Below are 24919 nucleotides of genomic sequence, written 5' to 3' on the forward strand. Positions count from 1 at the left end.
AAGGATGGTGCTAGTAATAAAAATATATCCTAGAGAACAAATTAAGCATTATTTAATCATTGATGCAGCTTCTGTCATTTTCCTATTCGCATTAGTATTAGGGTCTCATTCCCTTCCCTTAGCTATGAAAATAACAGTGCTCCTTTTATACCTAATAGCCTTCTACATGGCTTTATGGCATCGAGATTGGCGGCTACTTTCCGCATCTCTAGTAGCCTTTGTCCTTATCACCTTACTTAGCATAATTGTCGATCCTTTTATGCTTATTTTTGGCTTTACCTTTGCCGACTTACTAGGACGTGCAAAATCAAAATGGCATATTGCCTGTGGGATTGTAGCCATCACTGTCATGTTTTTGACGGTTTTGTACATGACAACAGATTCCCTTTTACCAAAGGAATCACAGGTACTAGTACCGATAATGATGTTTCAACTGGTGCTCCCGATTCTCATTTATTTTGTGGAAAAGTCGAAAAATCTGCAGGCTGAGCTGGCAGACGTAAATACACAGCTTGTTCAGCAAGAGGAACGACAACGGATCGCTAGAGACCTTCATGATACAATTGGCCATACGCTCACAATGATTAAAGTAAAAACCGAACTAACGACCAAACTGATTGACCGAGATCCTTCAAGCGTGAAGCCTGAGCTACATGACATATTAGCCACTACCCGTACCGCCTTAAAACAAGTACGTGAGCTTGTGTCTGATATGAATTTTATTTCTTTGCAAACGGAGCTTATCCATTGCCAACAGCTTTTACAAAGCGCGAATATTACGACAACCCTTGACAATCAATGTCCTCAAATCGTACTTTCTAGTGTGGAGGAAACGATGCTTGCTCTATGTGTACGAGAGACGACTACGAATATTCTCAAGCATAGTCAGGCAAAAAAATGTCATTTCACCATTCAATGTTGTGCTGGACACTATACACTTGTGATGAAAGACGATGGCATCGGTTTACAGTCACAAGGACGTGGGAATGGCATCCACTCCATAAAAGAAAGAATGCATATGCTGCAAGGCTTTGCCCTGATTGAAAGTGACACACCAGTAGGCACCAGCGTCACCCTCACTCTACCAATTCAAGATGGAAAGGAACCTCTAAGATGATACGTGTATTACTAGCAGAAGACCAACAAATGTTACGTGGTGCCCTAACTTCGCTACTAGCGTTTGAGCCTGATATTGAGGTCATAGCTGAGGTGGCAGATGGACAACAAGCATGGGAATTGATCCAGCAGGAGCCACCAGATATTTGCCTAGTCGATATTGAAATGCCCCATCTATCAGGGCTTGAGCTTGCTGAAAAAATTAAACAGGCCAACCTCCCTTGCAAGGTGATGATTGTAACAACCTTTGCACGCCCTGGTTATTTGCAGAAGGCAATGGATTGCGAGGTACACGGCTATCTATTGAAAGATGAACCCATCGATTATTTAATTGCTACTATTCGAAAAATCATGCAAGGAGAAAAGGTGGTCAGCAAGGATTTAGCCGCCTCCTTATTTATGAAGGAGCAAAACCCTTTAAATGAACGAGAAATTGCGGTGCTTCAGCTAGTCAAAAAAGGCTTGACCACAAACGAAATCAGTAAGCAGTTATTTTTAACGAAGGGCACGATTCGCAATTATTTATCTACCTCTATTCAAAAGCTACAAGTTGAATCTAGACAGCAAGCCGCTCAGGTAGCAGGTGAAAAAGGCTGGCTATAAAAAAAATCTCGCCACAGCTGTGACGAGATTTTTACAATGTTAGCATAAAATACGTTCCATTTATTAGGCTTCAAATGACAGATTCATTATTTTATTAAGCAAAAGAACGTTTATTTTCCTTGTAGCACTATATCTGTTGCTATAGCCCAGTTGTTTAATGGGATTACGGTATAGCTGACATTTGCCTTCAACGTACCACCATTCGTTAGATCAAAAATGCCCACAGCACCTTTACGTGATGAATAACGATATTGTGCTTGCAATGTACTCCCATCACTGCCTTTTAATGCTACACTTCGGCCAGCAAGTAAATCAGATTGCGGATCGTTTCTTAATTGTAATTCAAAGGATTTTTCATCCATGGCTTTCGCTGTTTGCAGAGTGATTGGCGCGATTTCTTTCGCTACAAAGCTCCTTACATCTATTTCCGCCCATTGTGCGTACACATGGTAAGTCACACCTGGTTTTAAAATCTTGCCAGCAGGGAGTCTAAACTGAGGAGCCTGTCTGCCATCAGCTGCTTGTGTAAATGGTACATAATTAGCAACAAACTCTTCTCCCTCACTTGTTCTCACCGTCACATAGCGATCACGTAAGGAAGAAATAACATCAAAGCGTTTGCCGCTAGCATCTCGATTATGACCATCTAAGCTAAATGCTAAATCTCCACGGCCTGCGCGATAGGCTTCAATAATATTAGCATAATCTACTACGCCATCCTCCTGAAAGGATTCCAATGTAAATGTATCATTTGTGACTTGCTCCACATTGCGTACATATACCTTTTCATCTGTGCCCTCAAAAACTTTATTGCGTTGCTCTTTATAGCTCAATGTATAGATAAAATCATCTTCTTGGAATGTTGTTGGTACAATATATGTACGCTTAGAGCCTGTCATTAAGCGTGGCACATTGACAATCTCTAAATCTCCATTAAACGTAAAATGTTTTTTTATAGCATCTAAATGATTTAGGTCTATATCAGCTGCTGCTAATGGCTGATTAAATGTAATTTGTAGTGTCATTGTATTTAATGGCTTGATGTTTGTAATTTTAGCTACTTGCTCGTTTTCCGCTACTACTGCTTTATTGCTTGCCGCATCTGCATTTAATGGCTCGCCTATGGTTACTAGACCTGCTGATACTACGGATAAAGCCAATGCTGCTGGGACAATACGTTTTCTTAATTTCATTTGTTGAACTCTCCTTTATGGTGTAATTTGGTTGACAAAATTTATCATAAAGTCCATATCTAAACTGCTACTAAATAAACTATTAAAAAAGAATTAAAAAATAGGAAAAATAATTTAAGAACAAAAAACTGTAGAGAGCTGTCTCTACAGTTTGCATGTTGTTGAAAAAAGATGATGTCAACGCCAGAAAAAGCAACTTTGCAAGTCGAGGGGTTGATTTCCGTTACGCCAGCGTCCTTTCCAGGGGGCGTCCGATGAGCCGCTTCACTCACTTACGTTCGCTCCAGGGTCTCCTCTGTGACGCTAAATCCCCTAGGAGTGACGCTGGCTCCACTCCAATCAACCATTCTGCAAAGTGTCTTTACTTTTTTATAGTAACAAATCGTCCATTAACTGTATTCTTAGAGGGGATAAGTTCTTATTTTCAATGTGGAGAAGTGATGCATGACAACACCTCTTCATAAAGAGTAGTGAACACCTTCACTTTATTTGAAAACCTTTGCTAATAAGTTAGTGGGTTGAAGTGGAAGGCTGCTTGACTCCCATGGGATAGCAAGACAGGCGAAACTCTAAATGGAGCGGTAGCGGAGGAAGTGATTCGGCGCTCGCCCACAGGAAAGCAAGTAGCCTGCAACGGAAATCCATTTCTACCTTTCAATTGACTGTTTTGTTTTTCAACACTAAGAAAACTGTAGAGAGCCGTCTCTACAGTTTGGGTTACTTTGCGCCTGCTGCAAGTAGAATTTGTTCGATTGCTTTAAATCCTCGTTGTTTTGCATGTTGCAGAGGTGTCACGTTATTTTGATCGGGAATATTTACATCAGCACCATGTTCAATTAGTCGTTGTATTACGGTTTGCTGTGTTGGATTGCCGTTATTTAAGACAATCGCCTCCATCAGGGCTGTCCAGCCTAAATGATTCACATGATTGACGTCAATATCGGTATTGCTCAATAGCTCCTCGATGACCTCCACATGACCATGCTCTGCTGCTGGTATGAGTGCTGTCCCCCCATATCGATTTAAAATAGTCGGATCAGCACCAGCTTGAATGGTCATCTTTAAAATAGCCAGATAGCCCTCCGCACCTGCATAGAGAAATGGCGTATTTTGCTGATTATCCTGAATATTAACATCTGCTCCTGCATCTATTAATAATTTAACTGCCTCTATATCCTGATTATAGGTAGCTATCATCAAAGCTGTTCGATTATTTGAATCTTGTACATTGATGTCCCCTTTTTGTTTCAAAGCAAGTTGAAGCCCATCGATATCTCCCCTTTCAGCTGCCTTGAGCAACTCACTCGCCCATTCTGTTCCCACCACTTCACTCCCACCTTTATCATGCTGTATTGTTTCTGTATCAATTGAGGCACACCCTTGAAGTAAAAATGTTAATGCAATGATAACTGCCTGCCTTTTTTTCAATTTTAATACACCGCCTTTCCTTCCTCAGTGTAAGCGGTAATGCTAAATTGCCCATTAACGAATTCTTAAAAAAGTCTAAAAAAACTACCCCGTCACAAGGACGAGGTAGTTTTACTTAAACATTGAAGCGATAGCCTGCACCCCATACTGTTTCCAAAAACTTGGGATGCGCTGGCTCTCGTTCAATTTTTTCACGTAGCTTTCGTATATGAACAGTGACAGTCGAAACGTCTGCAGCTGATTCATAGCCCCAGTTTCGCTCATATAGCTGTTCCTTACTTAATACTTGATTGGGGTGTCTAACAAAAAAGACAAGTAAATCAAATTCCTTCGTTGTAAAGGCAATCTCCTCACCATTAACAAACACCTTTCTAGCCGAAGTATCGATTGTAATACCATGAATGGACATCATATGATTTGTTTGTTGATGGCTCGCCAGACGCTCATATCTTGACAAATGGGCCTTGACCCTTGCCACTAATTCACTCGGACTAAATGGTTTTGTAATATAATCATCCGCTCCTAGTCCAAGACCACGAATTTTATCAATATCCTCCTTTTTAGCTGAAACAAATAAAATGGGAATATTGTGTACCGCTCGAATCTGTTTACAAATGTCAAAGCCACTTATCCCTGGTAGCATAATATCCAAAATGATTAAATCATAATTACCTTTAAGTGCCTGCTGTAGCCCATCCTCTCCATGATGTTGGATATCTACTCTAAAGCCATTAATCTCTAAATAATCTCGTTGAAGCTCAGCTATGCTCACCTCGTCTTCAATTAGCAGAATTTTTTTCATGATGATTCACCTTCTCCTCAGCCTTTTTCAATGAAATGAATATGCTCGTGCCCTTTGCTAATTCACTCTTTGCCCAAATATCGCCACCCATTTCAACAACGATTTGTTTGGCAATGGCTAACCCTAAGCCACTGCCTCCTGTTTGCGAATTACGTGAAGGCTCCGCACGGTAAAATCGATCAAAAATATAGGGCAATGCGACAGGATCAATGCCTGCACCATTATCTGTTACCTGAATAATCGCATCCTCTGCTCGCTCATGCAAGGAAATAATGATTTGCTTATACGGCTTATCCATATATTTTTCGCTATTACTTAAAAGGTTCGTCAGGACACGTCTTAATTTATCTCGGTCCACCATTGCCAAAAGCGGCGAGCCTGCTGATAGATATTGTAAATGAATATCTCGTGCAATAAAATCAAAGCTTGCATCCTCTACATAATCATGCATATATTGCTGGAGATTAATGCTTTCCAACTGGAAGGGAATCTTTTTCAAATCCAATTTAGAAAATAAGAATAGCTCATCAATTAATACATCCATATCCTTTGCCTTTGTATAGATAGTCGTTAAATATTTATCCATCTTTTCCTCTGTATTTGCCACACCATCTTTAATGCCCTCCACATAGCCGATAATGGAAGTCATCGGCGTTTTTAAATCATGGGAGATATTGGAGATGAGCTCCTTTCGATTTTCCTCATATTGAAGCTGAAGCTGGATGGATTCTTTTAATTTGACTCTCATTTCCTCGAATGACCGATTCAGTTGACCAATTTCATCCTTCGAGTGGGTCGCAATTTCAAAATCCAAGTCGCCCGATTTAATTCGTTCTGCCCCTTCCTTTAATGCCGATATCGGTTTAATAATACTTCTTGATACTAAATAATTTAAAAAGCCAATAATCATCATAAACAGGACAAATAAAATACCTAAAAGAATCGGTAGCAGTTCCCTCGTTACCTCTGCATGGGAACTAACCTCTCTCAATACGAAAATACTGCCCTCTGTTTGATCTGGAAAATAAAAATCAAATTTAACATACGTATAAAAGGCTCGATTTATCATGATGGTGTCACGAGAATTAATATTGGTCGCTTCAAAGCTAGGTAAGCTTTGAAGCAATAATTGTTTATGCTCTTTCTGTGTTGAATACACGATTTGATGATCTTTTCGTACCACAATCTCTATCGAAGGCGCATTGATTTGTTCAAGCTGTTCGAGATCTAAAAGCTGCTGGGGACTTTTTTTAGCTAGTAATTTTAAATCTAGAAACGCATTTTCCTCTACTGTCGTCAAAGGCTTTTGGACATAAGATTTTTTATAAAAATGCTCAATCGCTTTGACATCACCTGTAATGGCAAAGGAAAAAAGAAATACCGCTGCTAGTAATAGTGTGATGGCAATGATGATGACACCCACATAAGATAGCAAAAACCTTGTTTTTATTGACATCTACATACCCCCATAAGCTGAAACTACTAGCAATGTACCATACAAATCTTAAAACTTTATAAAATCATGCTGAAAAATCTATAAACATTTTTGCCGCTTCAGTATAGTATTGCGTTCCTATAAATGAAATAAACAAAAAAAAAGATACGGCACAAACCCGCTGTGCCGTATCATCTTAGCTTTATTTAGTTTCTTGTGCTCTTAGCTTCTTCTTTGTTTGCCAACCTAAAAGGATAAATTCAATTACTACCACAGCGATTAATGACGCACCAAATAGCGGCATCATAATCCCTAATATGACAAGGAAAATAATGAATGGCATGGATATTTTATGAGAAATTTGCGGTGGTGCAGACAGCTCCCCTTTTTTTCTACGTAAAATCCAAGTGCGAATGCCCCACACGATTACGGCTAAAAAGGCTAGACAAACCACTAAGTTTAAAAGCTTATTCGGCCAGCCGAATAAATGCCCCTCATGTAATGGTATTCCCCATGTAAAGAATTTAGCTAATGGGCCATAATCGTCATAATTCACTTGATCGATAAACTTGCCACTATACTGATCAAAATACATTGTGGCTTCTGCTGTAGGTTTTACATCTAGCCCTGTTACACCAGAATTACTAGCCTTCGCCACTGTATAGACGCCCTCACCGTTTGTCGGATAAATTATAGAGTAAGGCTTAGCAATGTTCATCGAATTGATTTCTTTTTCAAGCTGAGCAATCGTCATTTGGCTGTCGTTCGTATAACGGACAGCACCACCGCCATGATGTTGAGCATGTTCTCCTTCTGATGTCGGTGCCTCTAATTGACGAGTGGCCCATGGAATTTCAGAGACATCAGATGTTGGTGGCTTTTGTTGGAGTAATGGATACCCAAAAGTAGGATTTTCTGACGCTATATCTGCAAGCATGGAACCTTGAAAAGCAGACCATAATAGCCCAGTCGAAATGAACATCACCATTGGAATGGTAATGATTGTCCCAACAAGTGCATGCAATCTCTTACTTTTTTGCCTCTTATTCTCTGACTTGCCCTTCTTTAGGAGATTTCCCTTGAATGTCATATAAAGACCTGACAGTAATAAAAAGATCGTCCAACAAGCTGCTAGCTCTACTAAATAGTTTACAAAGGTACCACCAATAAAGAGGGAGCTATGCGTATTTCTCATAATATTTGAAAATGTATAATCGGCGTCCTGACTACCAACCATTTGATTGTGATCATCTAAAAATACGTACTTTTGTTTAGTGCCATTTGATAAAGTTAAACGCGTATTATATGGCTCCTCCAACATAATCACTTTTGTAGTAGAGTATCCTGCAAATGCTGCCTCCGCTTTTTCCACGGCTTCATCAATTGTTAAGACCTCTTCCTTATGGCTCTCACCAAAGAAATAATCGTCATATAATCGATTTTCTACATCTGTAAAAAACAAATAACCAATCCCACTTAATGTGAGAGACAGCAATAAAGGCGTAATAAAAAGTGCTGCGAAAAAATGCAGTCGCCAAAACCTAGAATAAAGCAAATTTTTCATATTTAATCTCCAATCTCTCTATTTATAGCAGATTAATTATATAAGTAAAAAGTGAAATATGAATGAAGTCCTAAAGGCAGTTTTATGACAAACAAATGTATTCCAATTGGTATTATGTTATTTACTCATAAAAATGGCTACTTCGTTTTTCGAAGTAGCCAAACATATTCTATCCTCTTAATTCTTTCAAAACATTTGCGTATGCTGCTAAAATAGATTGCTCATGTGAAGCATCATGCCCAACATATTGTTCGACAAGCTCCTTTAAGGGTTTAGGCTCTTGCATAATTTCAAATTTGAATAAGCTTTCATAGTACTCAACAACTTGTGGATTCATGTGGACCGCTCCTTTAATTTTTTCCATAAAAAAACATCTTTCCCTCATCAGAAAGATGTCTACTATGACAAATACACGACATAATACGATGATTGCCAGATGGAAAGAAGCTTTCTATTATTCATAGAAGCACCCTTTTTAGCAATCATCGTACTATGAGCATGCAGGAGAAATTCTCTAGTCACACTCAACACCCCCTATCCGCGTAGGTTTTTTGGCTGTACTAGATAAAGGCAGGTCTCCTGGCTTATGTTCATCACACCTTTCACCTTCCCATTACGACTCGTAACAGTGGCCTTTTGAAATGTGCTCCCATTTACAGTTGCGGGACAGCAATAATATTCTAGAATATTTATAGATGAGGAAGTACCGTTTTTTATGAAAAATAGAAAAATAAAACTAATATTAATTCTATCAACGATTTTATTATGTTTGTTTACAAGTTTAAACATCTTTACATCCTATGTAAAAATAAAAAAGACCGTTGAAGAGTCGATTGCCAATCAAAGCTTAGAGGCAGCCCATTCTATTGCTGCATCCATAGATACGGATGCCTATCAGCAATTTTTAAATAATCCACAGGAAAATGATTATTATTGGAAAGTAAGAAATTATTTAAACGATGCAAGGATAAAATTAGGTGCACTATTTGTTTACACCTTAAAGGTGGACAATCCTGAAGTATCTATAGCCATGATTACAGGAATGCCAAAAGAAATGAAAGAGGGCTTCGGTATTGGCGTGGTTTGTACTGTTCCTGCAAAGCATGTTGAAAAGGCCTATAATGGTGAAACCTATGTTACAGAGGTAATTCATGATTCTGAACATGGGTCTTATTTATCTGTTGGTGCACCCATCAAAGATGATAATGGAACAATTATCGGGTATTTAGGCATTGACATTAGTGCAGATACGCTAAATGGTATTAAGGGTAAAGTCATTGAAGACAACCTATTTAATTTTATTTTTAATGGTGTACTTATTTTAATTGTCATCGGTTCTTTTTTATTTTTACAAAGATGGTATCAAAAAGAGGTAGCGAAGGAAGTTGGCGCTACAGAGGACACATATCTAGCAGAAATCAAAACATTGATTACTTCGGTGTCGTCCCTACGTCATGATTTTACGAACCATATCCAAGTGTTACATGGTTTATTACAATTAGAAAAAACAGATCAGGCGAGACAATATTTATCCTCACTATCAAAAGAAGTTCAGGCGATCAAGTCATTAAAATTAAATATTGATCATCCAGGTTTGTCCATCTTATTGCAAACGAAGAAGTTAACTGCTCAAAATCATCATATTGATATGGATTTTACGCTTTCTCAAAATGACTTTAATAAGATTAAAACGACAGATTTAATCAAGATTCTATCCAATTTAATTGATAATGCGATTGATGCTGCTGTTGAATTACCTGAGGAACAACGTAAGATTAAGATTTGCTGTACAGCAGATGAATCTCAGTATGAATTTAAAATTACCAATACTGGGCCAAATATTGCGAATCCCGATCACATATTCAAACAAGGATTTTCAACGAAAAAACATGAGAATGGTAGACTAAGAGGGCAAGGCTTATTTATTGTCAAAGAAATTGTCACTAAATATAATGGTCATATTTCAATTGACTCATCAAAACATTTAGAAACGACTGCTATTGTCAGAATTCCAATAAAATAACAAAAAAAGCTTCCTACAAAAAGTTGTGGGGAGCTTTTTTCTATGTACAGCACATACATTACAAAGTAGAAAGTGATATGATGAAGGAGATGAAGAAAATGGAAAAGGGTCTCCTAGCGTTATTGAGAAAAGGTGGGCTAACTTTATATGCAAGACACGGAACAGCAACTATTGGTGTAGATCAAGCATATGGTACATTTCAAAGTTGTCAAAATCAACGGAATTTATCCGATCAAGGTCGTAGGGAGGCAATTTATTATGGTCAAATGCTACGCTATTGGCAAATTCCCATCCTTTCCATCATCACTACCAGTCCTTTTTGTCGGACCATTGAAACAGCACGTTTGGCATTTCCAAACAGCAATCTCCAAATTGACCCCTTCTTGTTTGAAATCTTTATGTTAGGTGGCAATCTTCCTACAGTAGTGCAAAGCAGTATAGTAACGATTTCTACATCGATGCTGGAAATCATCCCACCCGAGGGCATAAACAACATAATCATTGGGCATAGCTTTCCAAGAAATGTGGGGCTGGGCATCATTTCGAATATGGGGACGGTTGTCATAAAACCTAAAGGTCAAGGACATGGTTATGAGATTGTGAGAAAACTAACCTTAGAAAATCTAGCAGCATTAGATTCCATTTGAAAAGAGGGATTGTATGAAGATTAAAACAGTTGCACAATGTACATTAGATGAAGTATTGAAAGCATGGAACAAAGGCTTTGAAGGTTATTTTATTGAAATTAATATGACAGCAGAAATGTTTTTACAGCGACTAGTGGGGGAGGGGTTATCTCCTGAGCATTCTATTGTCGTTTTTGATCAAGAGGAACCGATTGCCATTGTGATGAATGGCTTTCGTACCATCGATGGCCAAAAAACAGCTTGGAATGGTGGGACTGGTATTTCTCCAGCATATCGTGGTAAGGGTGTCTCGCGCCTATTAATGGAGGAAACCCTAGCTATCTATAAGCGAGAAAATGTAGAATTGGGTACGTTAGAAGCCATTAAGGAAAATCAGGTAGCCGTTGCCTTATATGAAAAATATGGCTATGTGGTTGCCAATCAATTATTATTTTTAAGCGGCGAGTATGAAGCAAAGGTAACATCTACAGTAGCCCTTCATATTGCGACCATTCGCCCAGAGCAGCTAGCACATCTATCTTTCTATCGGGAAAATGTTCCTTGGCAGTGTAACTGGCAGAGCGTGAAGCATGGGGAAGCAAAGGTGTTTTATAATAATAACAATGAACCACTTGGCTATATGCTATACAAAACATTGTGGAATGAATATGGTGAGGTGGAGCGTATTCTACTTTATCAAATGGTAATACTAGAGGAAAGTAATGTAGAGTTAATAACACAGTTTTTAGCAAGTATTACAACACATAAAGTCCTTTTGACGACAGTGAATTTCTTAGCGAGCAATCCAGCAACGAGCTATTTGTTAAAGCATGGATTAAAGGTGACAACAGAGCAGGTACAGATGACAAAGCAACTATAAGCCAGGCTTTTCATCTTATAATTATCCAGCAAAGCATAGTTATGTGAAGCTATTTGATCAAACCTAACATGATGAGGAATTTTTAATTAATGAGCGAGCCTCCATTTATTGGAGGCTCGCTTTTCTATGATTATTCAACGGTTACAGCAAGTTCTTTTACAATGATTGATGGGGAACCATGACCACTTGGTAAAAAGTAAAGATCAGAGCTAATAGCTTCTATATTTTTAAGCAAACTAAAGAAATTACCCGCAATGGTCATTTGCCTCACGGGTGATGCAAGTTTGCCATCTTGAATATGAAACCCTTGTGCAGCAACAGAGAAGTCGCCTGAAATACTATTTGTACCAGAATGAAGTCCGGATAAATTGGTTACAAGTACTCCTTCTGATAAAGAGGAGATTAATGTGTCCTGTGTATCTTGGCCAGGTGCAATATATATGTTTTGAGGCGCAATGGACAAGGTATCTTTATAGGATTCTCTTTTTGCATGACCTGTTGTCTCACAGCCATCTTTAGCAGCTGTTTTCCGATTATGCAAAAGTGTTTGTAATGTCCCCTCAGTAATAATGGCCTGATGTTTTGTCGCAACCCCCTCTCCATCAAAGTTCCCACCAGATAACGCATCGGGATGATAAGGAACATTGAGAAGTGTGACTCCTTTAGAAGCGACTTGCTGTCCCACTTTTCCTTTTAATAATGATTGATTTTTTTGTGCATTTTCGGCAGAAAAAATGGGCATAAAAGTATTAAGTAGTGAGGCTGCCGCATCATGACGAAGAAGGATTGGATATTTACTAGAAGGGATGGACTGTTCACCTAAGTTTGCAAGTGCCTCCTCAGCCACCCTCTTGGCAATAGTATCTACATCAAGTGCATGGAAATTCCTTGTTGTTTTTAAATAATCACCTGTTTTTAGCTCGTCGCCTTCTTTGACCACTGTCGAAAGGTAAAGGATTAAGCCATTTTCTTTATGAGATAAAGACAATTTTTTACTATTCGCTAATGTTCGTTCCGTCGAATAGTATTGTAGTATACAATAATCAAGTGTAACGATGCGAGGGTCGTAAGCTCGGATTTTCTGTTCGATAGCACGTAAGAACTCGATTTTTTCAGGAATACTAACTGTAGCTAGCTCTTCATTGTAAAAAGAGTGCTCAGCATATTCCAGGCTACCTTCAAAAATGGAAAGGTCTTCATACTCATCTAATACATCTGCATTGGCTTTTACATAGTCAATTAAAAAAGAAATGGAATCCTCATCTACTTTTTCCGTATAAGCATAGCCCATCTTACCATTGTAGACACCACGAAGGCTAAGTCCACCATCCTCTGATGTTTCATAGCTATCTAATTCACCCTCATACAGTGTGCATTGGAAAGAAGTTTTCTGTTCATAATAGACTTCTGCTTCCGTTAGCCCAGCCAGTGCGGCTTCTTGTAAAAGTTTATTTTGGAACTGTGTGATACTCATAGTCTATTCCCCCTTTGTTCCACCAACTGTTATTTCACTTACGCGAATCATCGGCTGTCCGACATTGACAGGAAGGCTACCACTAAGTGATCCACACATACCTGCTCCATGAGCGAGATTATTCCCAACTCGATCTACTAGTTGTAATGTCTTGGCACCATTGCCAATGAGCGTGGCGCCTCGCACAGGACGATCTATTTTGCCATCTTTGACAATATAGGCTTCCATCACTGCAAAATTATAATCACCAGTTGCAGGGGAAACTTGTCCCCCACCCATATATTTTGCATAAATCCCATACTCAGTTGAGGCAATTATGTCTGCTGGGGTAGATGTGCCCGGTGCAATGTAAGTATTCGTCATACGAGAGGTTGGATTAAATCGATAAGATTGTCGACGTGAAGAGCCTGTTGGTTGCGCATTCATGCGTCGAGCATTAAATTTGTCAATTAGGTAACCCTTTAAAATGCCATTTTCAATTAAAACATTTCTTCTTGTTTGTTCTCCCTCATCGTCAATGTTGAGAGAACCCCATTCATTCGGAAGTGTGCCATCATCTATATAAGTAACAATTTCAGGAGCTACTCTTTCACCAATACGATTGGCAAAAACAGAATTGTTTTTGGCAACAGCCGTGGCCTCTAAACCATGACCACAAGCTTCGTGGAAAATAACACCACCAAATTCATTATCAATAATGACAGGGAATTTACCACTTGGACATTCATCTGCATGCAGCATCGTCACAGCAATACGTGCAGCTTCTCCTGCATAGTGGTTTAAATCTAGTTGCTCAATAAATTCAAAGCCTGCATGTGCACCAGGTCCATAAAAGCCTGTTTGGACTTCAGTGCCTTCTGTAGCTGTTGCTTGTATGCTGAGCCTACTGTGAACACGTGTATCCTCCACAAATTTGCCTTCTGAATTAGCTATTAAAACGTTTTGTTGTTCGTCTAAATAGCGAACTCTGGCTTGGTTAATCCGAGAATCGTAATTTCTTGCTATGGAATCTGCTTGACGCATAATAGCTATTTTACTTGTGTGCTCCACTGTATTAGGCATACGGAGGATTTGATGAATAGGTGTGATGATCTCTTTTTGGAGTGGATGAATAGTTCCTGTTGCTCCACCTTTAATCGCTATTGCTGCTCTTTTGGCCGCTGCTAGTAAACCTTCCTCTGAAAAGTCATTCGTATAGGTATATATACTTTGAAATCCTGAAAAAATTCGGATGCCAATACCGAAATCACGTCCAGCAATACTTTGTTCAATTTTCTCGCTCTGTAATAGGAATTCATTGGTGTACTTATCTTCAATGAAGATTTCAGAAAAATCACCGCCTGTTGCAAGAGCCGCTTCAAGTACATTTTCTATAATAGATTGTTTAAGCATGTATCTTCCTCCTTTTCTTGATTATACCAAATTATTAAAAAATTCTGTATTATGCTATTTTCCTAGATACCTGATGAAATAACCGCACGACTGTATGTATATTACCAACTAAATTTTTTATGACATATTTTTTGTACACTTTCACCAAACTAATGGAAAGGCAGAGGAAGGTGAAGAGATGCAACAACCATTTGATGTGGGTGATATTGTTATATTTTTTACCGCAATCCACATATTCAAGATGTAACGAATATACAGGAAGCGGCAGTCGTTTATCATCCAGAAAAACCAGAGGAGCTAGCGCTATTTTTATTTGAAACCTATTATCCAATCACAAATGACATGGTGATTTTTGCAAGCGAGATGGCGGCTGAACAAGCCTATCACCAGTATTTTCATTAAGGGAGGATTCACATGATGAAGCCATTTACCCCTCAGCTTGTTTATTTTGAGCCAGATGCCCTCCAGTATCCATTAGGTCAGGAGCTAAAAGATAAGTTTGAGCAGATGGGAATTGAAATTCGCTATACAACTTCCCATAATCAAGTGAGAAACCTTCCTGGAGACAATGATTTTCAAAAGTATCGGGTAGCAAAATCGACCTTAGTAGTGGGTATTCGAAAAACATTAAAGTTTGATACATCTAAGCCATCAGCGGAATATGCCATCCCATTTGCGACTGGCTGTATGGGGCATTGTCATTATTGCTATTTACAAACAACAATGGGCAGCAAACCTTATATTAGGACCTATGTCAATGTCGATGAAATCCTAGAACAGGCCGATCACTATATGGCTGAACGAGCACCTGACATCACTCGCTTTGAGGCATCCTGTACTTCTGATATTGTAGGAATTGATCATCTTACACATACCTTAAAGCGAGCCATTGAGCATTTTGGACAAAGTGAGCTAGGTCAGTTACGATTTGTAACGAAATTCCATCATGTGGATCATTTATTAGATGCCAAGCATAATGGTCGTACAAGGTTTCGTTTTAGTGTCAATGCTGATTATGTGATTAAGCACTTTGAGCCAGGTACATCACCATTGGAAAAGCGCATTGAGGCTGCGGGGAAAGTGGCAAGAGCTGGATACCCACTCGGATTTATTGTTGCGCCAATCTATCTTCATGATGGCTGGCAGGAGGGCTATTATCATATGTTTGAGCGATTGGACGCTGAATTGCCAAAGGATGTGCGCGATGACATCACCTTTGAATTTATTCAACATCGCTTTACAAAGCCTGCAAAGCGTGTGATTGAAAAAAATTATCCAATGACGAAGCTAGAGCTCGACGAGACGGTAAGACGATATAAATGGGGCAAATATGGAATTGGTAAATATATTTATCAAAAAGAGGAAGAAGAAGACATTAAGGAACATTTGTATGGCTATATGCAGAAGTTTTTCCCTCAAGCAAAATTAGAATATTTTACATGACAATAAGAGAGAAAACGGCATGTTTTCTCTCTAAATTAATTGTGCGATATATGGTTCAATAAATCGACGATCTTTTAAATTGTTTGGCAAATGGAAAAGGGAGAAATATTGCATAGTCTCTGATTCATTGTAATCAATCACTAAATTACCAAGCACATTTCTTGTAGAGAAGACTGCTGTAACGGCGTATAATTCGTCCCCATTCGAAACTTTAGGTAACAATCCGGGCCAGAAAAAACACCTAGTAACTGTAAATCTGTGATGGCTAGTCCTGTCTCTTCTTATACCTCTCTTTTGGCCGTATCCTCTAAGCTCTCGCCTAATTCCATTAATCCTTCAGGAAGCCCCCAACCACCATCATCTCTTTTTTGTAGTAATATTTCGTTTTCAGTACTAAGAATGAGAACCACCGAACCAGGTAAAAATAATGGGTTGGTGTCCTACATACTGTCTTAAAAATTTATAGTATTCCATAATGACACCCCTTTCTCTAAATGATTCTAATTGGTAAATTCTTCTTAATTATGGTCCTTGTATAATCTGAAAGTCAATGGTAACGCTAACAGAGATTGTTGTGAAGAAGGAGAGAATACTTGAATGGATTCATTTCAACTAAATTGTTGGTCAGAATATGGCGAACTGAAAGTAGTGATGCTTTGTGCACCTTCACTCGTAGATGTAACGGATTTAACAATAGCAGAGCAGGTTGGTTGGAGTGATACGGTCAACCATCAGAAGGCTATGGATAATTTCATGGCATTAAAGACAACATTCGAAAACGCAGGGGTACATGTACTTGATTATGCAAGAGAACTAGCCCACGATCAGCAGCTATTAAGTGAGCAGCTCCTCAATCGTTATTTTGTGCGTGACCTAGCCTGTGTCATTGGGAATCGGCTTTTACTTGGAAATGCTGGAAGTTCACTTAGAAAACCAGAGTACCCTCTTGCACATTCACTATTAGAAAAATGGTTACCACAACAATGGAAAGCTAATTTGCAGCCGCTTCATTCCTTCGAATGTGGAGATTTGTTAATTTTAAATAAAGATGCTGTGCTTATTAATCTTGGAATGAGAACATCGATAGAAGCTATCGAAGGCTTAAAGGAAGGCATTTTTCAAGAGGGGTTTTCTGAAATTGCCATAATTGATTTACCGAAAAGCAATGATACGCTGCATTTAGATATGAATTGTAATGTTGTAAACGCAAATCTGGTTGTTGCTAAAAGCTTTGTACGCCATTTTCCTATTCAGGTGTTAACAGCTCAAAGCAGTCGTTTTGATATGCTAGAGTCATTTTTAAAGCGTCATGGTTTGGATGTTTACTGGCTGAACTCGTATAAGACCATTCCAGACATCAACTTTATTAACCTGAATCCTGAAACACTGTTGATAAGCAAGCAGGCAACACAACAACAATTATTGGCGCATCCACTGCTGAAGAATAAAAACTTGCTTGAAGTTGATGTCACTGAGCTTGAAAAAGGCGGTGGTGGCATTCGATGTATGACATTGCCATTGGTAAGAACGTAACGAAGGGTTGAGAACAAATGACTTCAAAATCAGCTAAAGGAAGTATGGCCTGGTGGCAGCTTTCGCTTCTTGGAATCGGTTGTACTTTGGGAACGGGCTTTTTTCTTGGGACAAGTATGGCCATTCATAAAAGTGGGCCTGCGGTATTGATTCCTTTTTTATTAGCGGCCATTTGTACGTATATCGTGTATGATGCACTTGTTAAAATGTCTGTGGAAAATCCAGATAAAGGCTCTTTTCGTACCTATGCCAAGCAAGCCTTTGGACGCTGGGCAGGATTTAGCAATGGCTGGGTGTACTTGATTTCTGAGCTATTAATCATGGGAAGCCAGCTGATGGCGCTCGGCATTTTTACGAAATTTTGGTTTCCGGTGCTGCCCCTGTGGATTGCTGCATCGATTTATGCTGCTATTGGTTTAGTCGTTATTCTCACAGGCATGAAGGGCTTTGAAAATTTCCAAAATATCTTCGGTGCCTTAAAGGCAGCTGCCATCATTATGTTCATTATTGTAGCAGTGGTCATCATCATGAGAGGTACACCATCTACTACAATGGCTTCTCTTCAGACTAATTATGAAGCATTTTTTTCACAAGGACTAAAAGGTATTTGGCTCGGATTACTTTATGCCTTTTATGCCTACGGAGGAATTGAAGTGATGGGTTTAATGGTCATCGATTTGAAAAATCCAAAAGAGGCGCAAAAAGCGGGGAGAATTATGCTGATCGTGATTACCGTTATTTTTATCATGGCCATCGCCCTTGCATTAGTACTCGTTTCGTGGAAAGACTTTTCGATTGATGAAAGTCCTTTTATTACAGCGCTTCAAGGACACCATATCCCTTTTGTGGCAGATATCTTTAATGGTGTGCTAATCATTGCTGGTTTTTCAACGATGGTGGCCTCGCTTTACGCGGTGATCACCATTCTCACTACACTTGCAGAGGATCATGATGCACCGGCAGTCCTTGCAAAGAAAGGAAAAATGAAAGTTCCTTTTCCAGCCTTTTTATTTTTAACGAGTGGGCTAGTAATGACGATTGTAATTGGTTTTTTGATGCCAGAAAAAATCTTTGAATATTTGATTACAGCGGCGGGTTTAATGTTGATCTATAATTGGCTTTTTATTTTAGTGACCTACTGGAAGCTCATGGAGTTAACTAAGTGGGGGCATGTAAAGAATGCTATGGGGATGTTGCTCATTGCTGTGACGGTATCTGGAACTTTAGGTGAAAAAACAAGCAGACTCGGTTTTTATGTGAGCCTGCTCTTTATAGCCTTAATCAGTGTGGCGACCTGGATTGTTGTGAAAAGGCAAAAAAACATTACGTAATGAACCGTTTTCCTGAGACATCCTTAAAAAAGGACATTTGGATGGACTATGGTTATCATCACTTAAGAAGTACTGCTTCCATTCATAACTATCTTCTTGCCCATACCATTTCAAATCTGGATGTCCTGGGACTGTGTCGTAGTCTGCAATCCGCTGACGAATGAGCTTTTTGATTTTTCGCCCAAAGGCTGTGGTGTCGTTTATATCATCGAATATCCAACGGGGTTGAATGGCCATTAATAAAGTGGAAAAATGACGACTTTTTCGCAATTTATGGGCTGGTGTTGCACAAGAGATAAAATAGGGTTCACCATGAAAGCAAAACTCCCATTCATGCTGAGTAGGCTCCATTGGTATTCCTTCAGGCCAATTCATCTCATCCAAATTGGTTAAATTATTTAATATGGACCAAAATAACTGCTGATAATCTGCTACCTCAAAGCTATCTTGCATATCGTGAGGGGTATGAAAGAACACAGTAAGAGTTGTATACTTCCCGAAAGTTCGTGATGCTTTCGTATAGTCCTTTAAGCATTGTGCTAACATTTTAATCGATTGCTCTTCCCGTGGATCCCCGACAAAACTATATCGCAAATGGTTTGATAAAAAGCCCATTCTTGCTGGTATACACGGAAACGTATTTGCTTCATCCGCAATCGTGGCAGCAAAATCTGTATAGGCTGACCGTTGCCATAATGGAAGTGTATCAAACTGTTCTTCAATCCACTCCCGATCAAACACTACTACTTCCACTTGAGACTCCTCCTTCTACTCACCTTTATACTATTAAAGAAAAGACAAAGTGGTTACGAATCTGTGGTGCGTGACACTAAAGATTTTTAATGATTCAAGTCAAATTACGGCTAACCTTTTTGCGTGTAAGATGAATCATTCCATAAAGAAGAATGAGCAGTTTTGATTTAGAAGTGATCACTTCGAGCAAGGAGATGAGCAATTTGAAGTAAAAGAGAGCGCTTCGAACCAGGGAAAGAGCGGCTTTGCATGAAAAGAGAGTGCTTCAAGCCAATAAAAGAGCGGCTTTGAATCAGAAGCGAGCACTTTAAACCAAAGAAAGAGCGGTAGCGATTGAAAAGTGATCACTTAGAGCAAAGGAAAGAGCGGTTTTGAACAAAAAATAATCACTTCGAGCAAAGAAAAGATCGGTTTTGAAAAAAATGATCACTTCAAACCAAAGCAAGAGCAATTTCAGTCAAAAAAGATCTCGCCTCCTGCTTCTCCAATAGTAGCGATCACCACACCCGAAAAGCAGCATGGTCTTAGCCGTTTTGCTGTAAAACCTTTTCCTCTAAAATGGTTAGAGCATGTTGGATGTCCTTTAGATCATCCTGGGTTGCGTGTTGAATAAGCTGTAAAAAGCGTTCTTCGATACAGGCAAATGCCTCCTCCATCATTTTTTCACCCTCTTTGGATAAACGGACATACTGTTTTCTGCGGTCGACTGTGTCGTTAAATTTTTCGATTAGCTGCCGTTCCTGCAATTTCCGAAGTTCACGGCTTGTGTTGGGTAAGGACATATGCTGACATTCACTGATTTCGGTTGGTGTGACAGGTTGGCTTACTTTAATATATTCAAGAATTTTATATTGTAGCGGTGTGATATTCGCAGCGGTAACATTTTGTGTGAGATCATGTGTCACTTGATGGATTGTGGCTGTAAAAGCTACAAACTGATGAAATAAAGCGCTTTTATTCAATGGGATCACCTCATACTGTCAAGATAACAAATAACTTGTCCTAAAACAATTATCATTTGACAACTAAAATGAACTGAACTATTATTTTATTATCAAATGATAAGTAATGAGGAGGCGCACAATGAAAACGTTAATTGTTTATACATATCCCAACCATAAAAGTTTAAATTATGCTTTTTTACAAGAAGTGATAAAGGGGTGTCGAGAGAATCCTACCATCGAGGAGATTCAGATACTAGATTTATATGAAGAAGAGTTCGATCCACGCTTAATTTTCCATGAACATAAACGACGTCGTGATATGTATCGGGATCCGAAAATGGAAAAATACCGCCAACAGCTCTCTTGGGCAGATCAAATTGTATTTGTTTATCCGATCTGGTGGGGGAGACCTCCAGCCATGCTGTTAGGATATATCGACCAATTATTTGCAGCAAATTTTGCTTATCGAGATACAAAGGGGTTATTTCCAGAGGGTCTTTTAAAAGGGAAATCTGTAGTCTGTGTGTCCACGATGAAGGGGCCAACCAATTATCCATTTTTATGGTTGAACAATGCACATAAAATTTTAATGAAAAGGGCGTTGTTTAAATTTGTTGGAATGAAAAAAGTGAAGTTTTTTGAGTTTGGTAATATGGAAAGTAAAAAGGGGAAGCAACAGCAGAAACTAAATAAAGTATATCGATACTTTAGTAAAGTAGCATACTAGAAAAAATAACTCATGCAGACGGGGTTAGTCGTTTGCATGAGTTGGCGTACTGTCGATGGGGACAGTAATCAAAAATCTTGTATATTCTGCTATTTTGCTTTCTACAGCAATGGTTCCATGATGCATCTCAATTATTTTTTTGACAATGGCTAGCCCTAATCCGCTACCGCCATCTCCAGCAGTTCGCGATTGATCGGCCTTATAAAATCTTTCAAAAATATGCTTTTGTTGTTCTTCGGTTATGCCAATACCAGTATCTTGGACCATCACGGTTATCGTGTCGAACTGCTTTTTCATAGATAATGAGATGGTTCCATTGGTAGGTGTAAACTTAATACTGTTTGTCAGTAAATTCATCCAGACTTGATTCATCAAATCCTCATCTGCAGTGATGCTCAGGTTATCAAGATCGAGATCAAAGTCAATCTGTTTGGCTAACCAATTCGGTTCTAGTGCCAGCACAACATTGCGTAGTTGTTTATCGAGTCGATAAGTTATAGGCTCAAATGGATGATGCTGCGATTCTAAGGAAGTTAGCTTGAGTAAATTGTCGCTAATTTTTGATAAACGATTACTTTCTAATTCAATTATAGCTAAATAATGCTGACGTTTTTCTTCAGGTAGGTTAATATTTTTCAAAGCCTTGGCAAAGCCATTAATAGACGTTAAAGGTGATTGAATTTCATGGGAGACATTGGAAATGAACTCCTGACGCATTCTTTCCAGTTCACCTAGCTCAACAGCCATATGATTAATACCATGAATCAATTGCCCAAATTGATCCTCCTCATCTGCTCTCAAATCCAGCTGAACATCAAAATCACCTTTTGCCATGCGGCTTAATGCATCTACAATCGTATCCCAATAGTTACGTTGTCGATTTAGTCCGATTAAAAAGATAATGGCAGCTGAACAGGCAAAAAGTGCAAACACCCCAATCACTGTTGCTAGTTGTAGCCAAAATCCATGAGGCTCAGTTCCTAACCGTCCAAACAGCCATGAAGTTACATGATAGGAGATAAAAGCGAAAACGGTGTTTGCAATCAGAAACAGGCAAAAGACCATCGCTAATCTTAACAAGAATCTTCGTTTTCTCATGTGCCTAGTTCCAAGCGGTAACCAAGGCCCCGAATGGTGCGAATGACAAAGCCACTCGTCTCCTGTGGAAAGCGTTCTCGTATTCTTTTGATATGGACATCAACTGTTCGTTCATCTCCCTCATAGTCGTAGCCCCAGATTTCTTCGATTAATTGTTCACGGGAAAAGGTTTTACCAATATAGCTTGCAAGTGTAAATAATAGCTCGAACTCCTTCAAACGAAGTAGAATCGTCTCGCCGTTCATTTCCACTTCATGTGTATGGCGATTTAATTTGACATGACCAGCCTCTACAACTTGAGAAAGAGAAATACGATATCTTTTTAAAATAGACTTAACTCGTACGATTAGCTCTGCAGGCTCGAATGGCTTCACTAGGTAATCATCTGTCCCTAAATGAAAGCCCTTGATTTTTTGAGAGGTTTCTCCTTTAGCTGTTAGCATAAGGATTGGTAGATCTATATTGAATGAACGTATTTCCTCACATAATGCCCAGCCATCCATGTTGGGCATCATAATATCCATCACGACCATATCGACTTTTTCATTGTCTAATTTAGACAATGCGTCTATTCCATCGATAGCCTCTATCACTTCTAAGCCCTCGTTTTGCAGAAACACTTTTACCAATTCGCGAATATGTGCATCATCATCCACGACTAATAGTTTTGTCATCTCAACAAACCCCTTTATTCAACATCTTTAATGCGTAATTGCTGCATGGCAAACTCACGATACATAGCATGTGTTTCAAAGAGTGTTTCGTGTGTACCACAGCCTGTAATATGCCCTTTCTCCATAAACAATATTTGATCGGCATCTACCACTGTCGATAAACGGTGCGCAATGACTAGTGTTGTGCGTCCTTGCATTAAGTTGTCTAATGCTTTTTGTACATAAATTTCTGATTTACTATCTAAGCTTGATGTTGCCTCATCCAGCATTAATATTTGCGGATTACGTAAGAGCGCTCTTGCGATAGAGATACGCTGACGTTGTCCTCCTGAAAGCTTGATGCCTCGTTCTCCAACTTCAGTATCGAACTTGTCTGGAAGCTCGTTAATAAATTGATCTGCATAGGCCATTTTAGCCACTTTTTCTAGCTCATCATCTTGTACTTCACGGTCTATACCATAGCAAATGTTTTCTCGAATTGTGCCTGAGAGCAGGGCACTTTCCTGCGCTACATAGCCGATTTGACTGCGCCAAGAGTGGAGTGAGAAAGTTTCGATTGGTATATCTCCTAGTGTGATACTGCCGTTCGTTGGCTGATAATATCGTTCTAGCAGTGAAAATGTGGTTGTTTTACCACCACCACTTGGTCCAACGATGGCTGTTACTTTGCCTGGCTCAATTGTGAAATTAATATTGGATAAAATGGGCTCCTCACCATAAGAAAAATCAACATTTTTAACATAAATGGGTTGATCTACTTTTTCTACTGTTAAGCCTTCATCAATATGTTCTTCCTCATATTCAAGCAATGCACTAATTCGTTCTGTAGCACCCATGGCTTTTTGGAGCTGGGTAAAGAACATCGTTAATTGCGTCATTGGCATAATGATTTGGATTAAATATAAAATAAATGCCACCATATCGCCAGCCGTCAGCTCTCCAGAGGAAACACGGACACCACCATAGCCGATAATAGCTACAAGCACAGACATCAGAACGAATGAAATCAGCGGGGAGATCAGCGCATGGATTTTTGCTTCTTTTAAGCCGAATGTAAAGAGATTCGTAATGCCCTTTTTTCCACGCTCATATTCAATTTGCTCAGCGTTTGAAGCCTTGACTAGGCGTGTTTCAGGTAATACTTGATTTAATACTGACGTAAATTTCGCTGTTTCATCTTGCATCCCTTTTGAAATCACAAACATGCGTCGCCCTAGCAACATTAAGATCACCATTGCCAGTGGTACGGCGATCAGCATGACTAATGTCATTTTCCAATCTAAAAATAGAAGAATGATAATAGAACCTATTATGGAGATAACGCCAGATAAACAGTTTGCTAAATGCTCTGTTATCAGCTCTTTCACAACCGCCGTGTCATTCGTAACACGGCTCAATGTTTCACCAGTATCATGTTCATCATAATAGGGGATTGGTAAATGCAATAGCTTTCTCCATAGCTGGTCACGTAATTTTGCCACAACATGATGTCCAACTCGATTTAAATAATAGATGGATAATCCACTGGCAATAGCCTGTGCGATAAAGGCAATACCTAGTACAATAATTTGCCAATAATTAAGCGATTCTAACGAAAAGCCATCCACTAATTGTTTTGTAAATAATGGAACAATAAACCCTACACCTGTCGTTGCTAAACTCATCACTAAAGCGATGACAAGTAGCCATATCGGTGGTTCGGCACGTTTTACTAACTGTATAAAACGGCGCCAATCTTTTTGTTTAGACATATCATTTGATGTTTCTTGCAAAGAAATAAGCCTCCTTCATTGTCTGAAAACAATGTATTTCGTTTCTATGGCTTTACTATAGCATGCGTTTATGAACTGAATATGAAATGAATGGTCATCAAAAAAGGT

At 39.1% G+C, this 24919-nt stretch carries 25 protein-coding genes and 1 riboswitch; of the genes, 10 read left to right on the forward strand and 15 right to left on the reverse strand.

The window, feature by feature from the left end; translation table 11 throughout:
• Window positions 1-4: 4 nt before the first annotated feature.
• Entirely contained in the window at window positions 5-1117 is a 1113-nt protein-coding gene (locus QH639_RS13515) for a sensor histidine kinase (protein WP_281114663.1), read from the forward strand.
• A complete protein-coding gene (locus QH639_RS13520; protein WP_004229368.1) occupies window positions 1114-1719 on the forward strand; it encodes a response regulator transcription factor in 606 nt (201 codons plus the stop codon). The genes QH639_RS13515 and QH639_RS13520 overlap by 4 nt, the downstream gene beginning before the upstream one ends.
• A 110-nt stretch (window positions 1720-1829) precedes the next feature.
• Here QH639_RS13520 and QH639_RS13525 read toward each other — a convergent pair whose 3' ends face one another.
• The 7 genes from QH639_RS13525 to QH639_RS13555 form a co-directional block, all read right to left on the reverse strand.
• The gene (locus tag QH639_RS13525) at window positions 1830-2912 is read right to left on the reverse strand and encodes a hypothetical protein (RefSeq protein ID WP_259419101.1); all 1083 of its coding nucleotides are present in this window, start codon (window positions 2910-2912) and stop codon (window positions 1830-1832) included.
• Between the two features lie 717 nt (window positions 2913-3629).
• Window positions 3630-4340 (reverse strand): ankyrin repeat domain-containing protein, encoded by a 711-nt coding sequence (locus QH639_RS13530; RefSeq protein WP_281114664.1) that lies wholly within the window; start codon window positions 4338-4340, stop codon window positions 3630-3632.
• 115 nt (window positions 4341-4455) lie between these two features.
• Window positions 4456-5142 (reverse strand): response regulator transcription factor, encoded by a 687-nt coding sequence (locus QH639_RS13535; RefSeq protein WP_281114665.1) that lies wholly within the window; start codon window positions 5140-5142, stop codon window positions 4456-4458.
• Entirely contained in the window at window positions 5120-6598 is a 1479-nt protein-coding gene (locus QH639_RS13540; RefSeq protein WP_279494622.1) for a sensor histidine kinase, read from the reverse strand. The genes QH639_RS13535 and QH639_RS13540 overlap by 23 nt, the downstream gene beginning before the upstream one ends.
• 181 nt (window positions 6599-6779) lie before the next feature.
• Entirely contained in the window at window positions 6780-8141 is a 1362-nt protein-coding gene (locus QH639_RS13545) for a PepSY-associated TM helix domain-containing protein (protein ID WP_237900300.1), read from the reverse strand.
• Between the two features lie 169 nt (window positions 8142-8310).
• Complete coding sequence (locus QH639_RS13550; RefSeq protein WP_167444835.1) at window positions 8311-8478, reverse strand: hypothetical protein; 168 nt, start codon at window positions 8476-8478, stop codon at window positions 8311-8313.
• Between the two features lie 62 nt (window positions 8479-8540).
• Window positions 8541-8663 (reverse strand): hypothetical protein, encoded by a 123-nt coding sequence (locus QH639_RS13555; protein WP_281114666.1) that lies wholly within the window; start codon window positions 8661-8663, stop codon window positions 8541-8543.
• Window positions 8664-8693: 30 nt separating this feature from the next.
• A riboswitch (cobalamin riboswitch) is annotated at window positions 8694-8867 on the reverse strand.
• Between QH639_RS13555 and QH639_RS13560 the strand changes: the two genes are divergently transcribed.
• The 3 genes from QH639_RS13560 (at window position 8857) to QH639_RS13570 (ending at window position 11670) form a co-directional block, all read left to right on the forward strand.
• Window positions 8857-10164, forward strand: a complete 1308-nt coding sequence (locus tag QH639_RS13560; protein ID WP_103117740.1) for an ATP-binding protein — start codon at window positions 8857-8859, stop codon at window positions 10162-10164. Its footprint overlaps the riboswitch before it by 11 nt.
• Before the next feature lie 98 nt (window positions 10165-10262).
• Window positions 10263-10811 carry a histidine phosphatase family protein gene (locus tag QH639_RS13565; RefSeq protein ID WP_281114667.1) on the forward strand — a complete coding sequence of 183 codons (549 nt, stop codon included), beginning with the start codon at window positions 10263-10265 and terminating at the stop codon, window positions 10809-10811.
• Window positions 10812-10824: 13 nt separating this feature from the next.
• Window positions 10825-11670, forward strand: coding sequence for a GNAT family N-acetyltransferase (locus QH639_RS13570; protein WP_281114668.1), 846 nt, complete (start codon window positions 10825-10827; stop codon window positions 11668-11670).
• Between the two features lie 130 nt (window positions 11671-11800).
• Here the strand turns inward: QH639_RS13570 and QH639_RS13575 are convergent, their stop codons facing one another.
• Both QH639_RS13575 and QH639_RS13580 read right to left on the reverse strand, forming a co-directional pair.
• Window positions 11801-13144 (reverse strand): TldD/PmbA family protein, encoded by a 1344-nt coding sequence (locus QH639_RS13575; RefSeq protein WP_281114669.1) that lies wholly within the window; start codon window positions 13142-13144, stop codon window positions 11801-11803.
• 3 nt (window positions 13145-13147) lie between these two features.
• A complete protein-coding gene (locus QH639_RS13580; RefSeq protein WP_237900139.1) occupies window positions 13148-14536 on the reverse strand; it encodes a TldD/PmbA family protein in 1389 nt (462 codons plus the stop codon).
• A 213-nt stretch (window positions 14537-14749) separates the two neighbouring features.
• Between QH639_RS13580 and QH639_RS13585 the strand changes: the two genes are divergently transcribed.
• A complete protein-coding gene (locus tag QH639_RS13585) occupies window positions 14750-14938 on the forward strand; it encodes a transcriptional regulator SplA domain-containing protein (RefSeq protein ID WP_281116200.1) in 189 nt (62 codons plus the stop codon).
• Window positions 14939-14950: 12 nt separating this feature from the next.
• The gene (gene splB, locus QH639_RS13590; RefSeq protein WP_131519713.1) at window positions 14951-15979 is read left to right on the forward strand and encodes a spore photoproduct lyase; all 1029 of its coding nucleotides are present in this window, start codon (window positions 14951-14953) and stop codon (window positions 15977-15979) included.
• Window positions 15980-16260: 281 nt separating this feature from the next.
• On the opposite strand, the gene QH639_RS13595 is transcribed toward splB, so the two are convergent.
• Complete coding sequence (locus tag QH639_RS13595; protein WP_227744828.1) at window positions 16261-16389, reverse strand: NUDIX domain-containing protein; 129 nt, start codon at window positions 16387-16389, stop codon at window positions 16261-16263.
• Between the two features lie 187 nt (window positions 16390-16576).
• Between QH639_RS13595 and QH639_RS13600 the strand changes: the two genes are divergently transcribed.
• Both QH639_RS13600 and QH639_RS13605 read left to right on the forward strand, forming a co-directional pair.
• Window positions 16577-17512, forward strand: a complete 936-nt coding sequence (locus QH639_RS13600; protein ID WP_131519714.1) for an arginine deiminase family protein — start codon at window positions 16577-16579, stop codon at window positions 17510-17512.
• A 17-nt stretch (window positions 17513-17529) separates the two neighbouring features.
• The gene (locus QH639_RS13605; protein WP_131519715.1) at window positions 17530-18843 is read left to right on the forward strand and encodes an amino acid permease; all 1314 of its coding nucleotides are present in this window, start codon (window positions 17530-17532) and stop codon (window positions 18841-18843) included.
• Here QH639_RS13605 and QH639_RS13610 read toward each other — a convergent pair.
• Window positions 18790-19596, reverse strand: coding sequence for a YqcI/YcgG family protein (locus QH639_RS13610; protein WP_131519716.1), 807 nt, complete (start codon window positions 19594-19596; stop codon window positions 18790-18792). The genes QH639_RS13605 and QH639_RS13610 overlap by 54 nt on opposite strands.
• 524 nt (window positions 19597-20120) lie before the next feature.
• On the reverse strand, window positions 20121-20558 hold the full coding sequence (locus QH639_RS13615; RefSeq protein WP_131519717.1) for a MarR family winged helix-turn-helix transcriptional regulator: 438 nt from the start codon (window positions 20556-20558) through the stop codon (window positions 20121-20123).
• A 121-nt stretch (window positions 20559-20679) separates the two neighbouring features.
• On the opposite strand from QH639_RS13615, the gene QH639_RS13620 reads away from it, so the two are divergent.
• Complete coding sequence (locus QH639_RS13620; protein WP_054550751.1) at window positions 20680-21267, forward strand: NAD(P)H-dependent oxidoreductase; 588 nt, start codon at window positions 20680-20682, stop codon at window positions 21265-21267.
• A 24-nt stretch (window positions 21268-21291) separates the two neighbouring features.
• On the opposite strand, the gene QH639_RS13625 is transcribed toward QH639_RS13620, so the two are convergent.
• The 3 genes from QH639_RS13625 to QH639_RS13635 are packed head-to-tail and all read right to left on the reverse strand — an operon-like array spanning window position 21292 to window position 24811.
• Window positions 21292-22365 (reverse strand): sensor histidine kinase, encoded by a 1074-nt coding sequence (locus tag QH639_RS13625; RefSeq protein ID WP_281114670.1) that lies wholly within the window; start codon window positions 22363-22365, stop codon window positions 21292-21294.
• Window positions 22362-23039 carry a response regulator transcription factor gene (locus tag QH639_RS13630; protein ID WP_237900145.1) on the reverse strand — a complete coding sequence of 226 codons (678 nt, stop codon included), beginning with the start codon at window positions 23037-23039 and terminating at the stop codon, window positions 22362-22364. The genes QH639_RS13625 and QH639_RS13630 overlap by 4 nt, the downstream gene beginning before the upstream one ends.
• A 14-nt stretch (window positions 23040-23053) precedes the next feature.
• Window positions 23054-24811, reverse strand: a complete 1758-nt coding sequence (locus QH639_RS13635) for an ABC transporter ATP-binding protein (protein ID WP_237900148.1) — start codon at window positions 24809-24811, stop codon at window positions 23054-23056.
• Window positions 24812-24919: the final 108 nt, after the last annotated feature.

This window comes from Lysinibacillus sp. 1 U-2021 (genome assembly GCF_029916965.1).
In the GTDB taxonomy this organism is placed as follows: domain Bacteria; phylum Bacillota; class Bacilli; order Bacillales_A; family Planococcaceae; genus Lysinibacillus; species Lysinibacillus capsici.

Coding starts and splice junctions, on each gene's coding strand:
- QH639_RS13515 (WP_281114663.1), top strand. CDS start 5: ATGGTGCTAGTAATAAAAATATATCCTAGAGAACAAATTAAGCATTAT.
- QH639_RS13520 (WP_004229368.1), top strand. CDS start 1,114: ATGATACGTGTATTACTAGCAGAAGACCAACAAATGTTACGTGGTGCC.
- QH639_RS13525 (WP_259419101.1), bottom strand. CDS start 2,912: ATGAAATTAAGAAAACGTATTGTCCCAGCAGCATTGGCTTTATCCGTA.
- QH639_RS13535 (WP_281114665.1), bottom strand. CDS start 5,142: ATGAAAAAAATTCTGCTAATTGAAGACGAGGTGAGCATAGCTGAGCTT.
- QH639_RS13540 (WP_279494622.1), bottom strand. CDS start 6,598: ATGTCAATAAAAACAAGGTTTTTGCTATCTTATGTGGGTGTCATCATC.
- QH639_RS13545 (WP_237900300.1), bottom strand. CDS start 8,141: ATGAAAAATTTGCTTTATTCTAGGTTTTGGCGACTGCATTTTTTCGCA.
- QH639_RS13550 (WP_167444835.1), bottom strand. CDS start 8,478: ATGAATCCACAAGTTGTTGAGTACTATGAAAGCTTATTCAAATTTGAA.
- QH639_RS13560 (WP_103117740.1), top strand. CDS start 8,857: ATGAAAAATAGAAAAATAAAACTAATATTAATTCTATCAACGATTTTA.
- QH639_RS13565 (WP_281114667.1), top strand. CDS start 10,263: ATGGAAAAGGGTCTCCTAGCGTTATTGAGAAAAGGTGGGCTAACTTTA.
- QH639_RS13570 (WP_281114668.1), top strand. CDS start 10,825: ATGAAGATTAAAACAGTTGCACAATGTACATTAGATGAAGTATTGAAA.
- QH639_RS13575 (WP_281114669.1), bottom strand. CDS start 13,144: ATGAGTATCACACAGTTCCAAAATAAACTTTTACAAGAAGCCGCACTG.
- QH639_RS13580 (WP_237900139.1), bottom strand. CDS start 14,536: ATGCTTAAACAATCTATTATAGAAAATGTACTTGAAGCGGCTCTTGCA.
- splB (WP_131519713.1), top strand. CDS start 14,951: ATGATGAAGCCATTTACCCCTCAGCTTGTTTATTTTGAGCCAGATGCC.
- QH639_RS13600 (WP_131519714.1), top strand. CDS start 16,577: ATGGATTCATTTCAACTAAATTGTTGGTCAGAATATGGCGAACTGAAA.
- QH639_RS13605 (WP_131519715.1), top strand. CDS start 17,530: ATGACTTCAAAATCAGCTAAAGGAAGTATGGCCTGGTGGCAGCTTTCG.
- QH639_RS13620 (WP_054550751.1), top strand. CDS start 20,680: ATGAAAACGTTAATTGTTTATACATATCCCAACCATAAAAGTTTAAAT.
- QH639_RS13625 (WP_281114670.1), bottom strand. CDS start 22,365: ATGAGAAAACGAAGATTCTTGTTAAGATTAGCGATGGTCTTTTGCCTG.
- QH639_RS13630 (WP_237900145.1), bottom strand. CDS start 23,039: ATGACAAAACTATTAGTCGTGGATGATGATGCACATATTCGCGAATTG.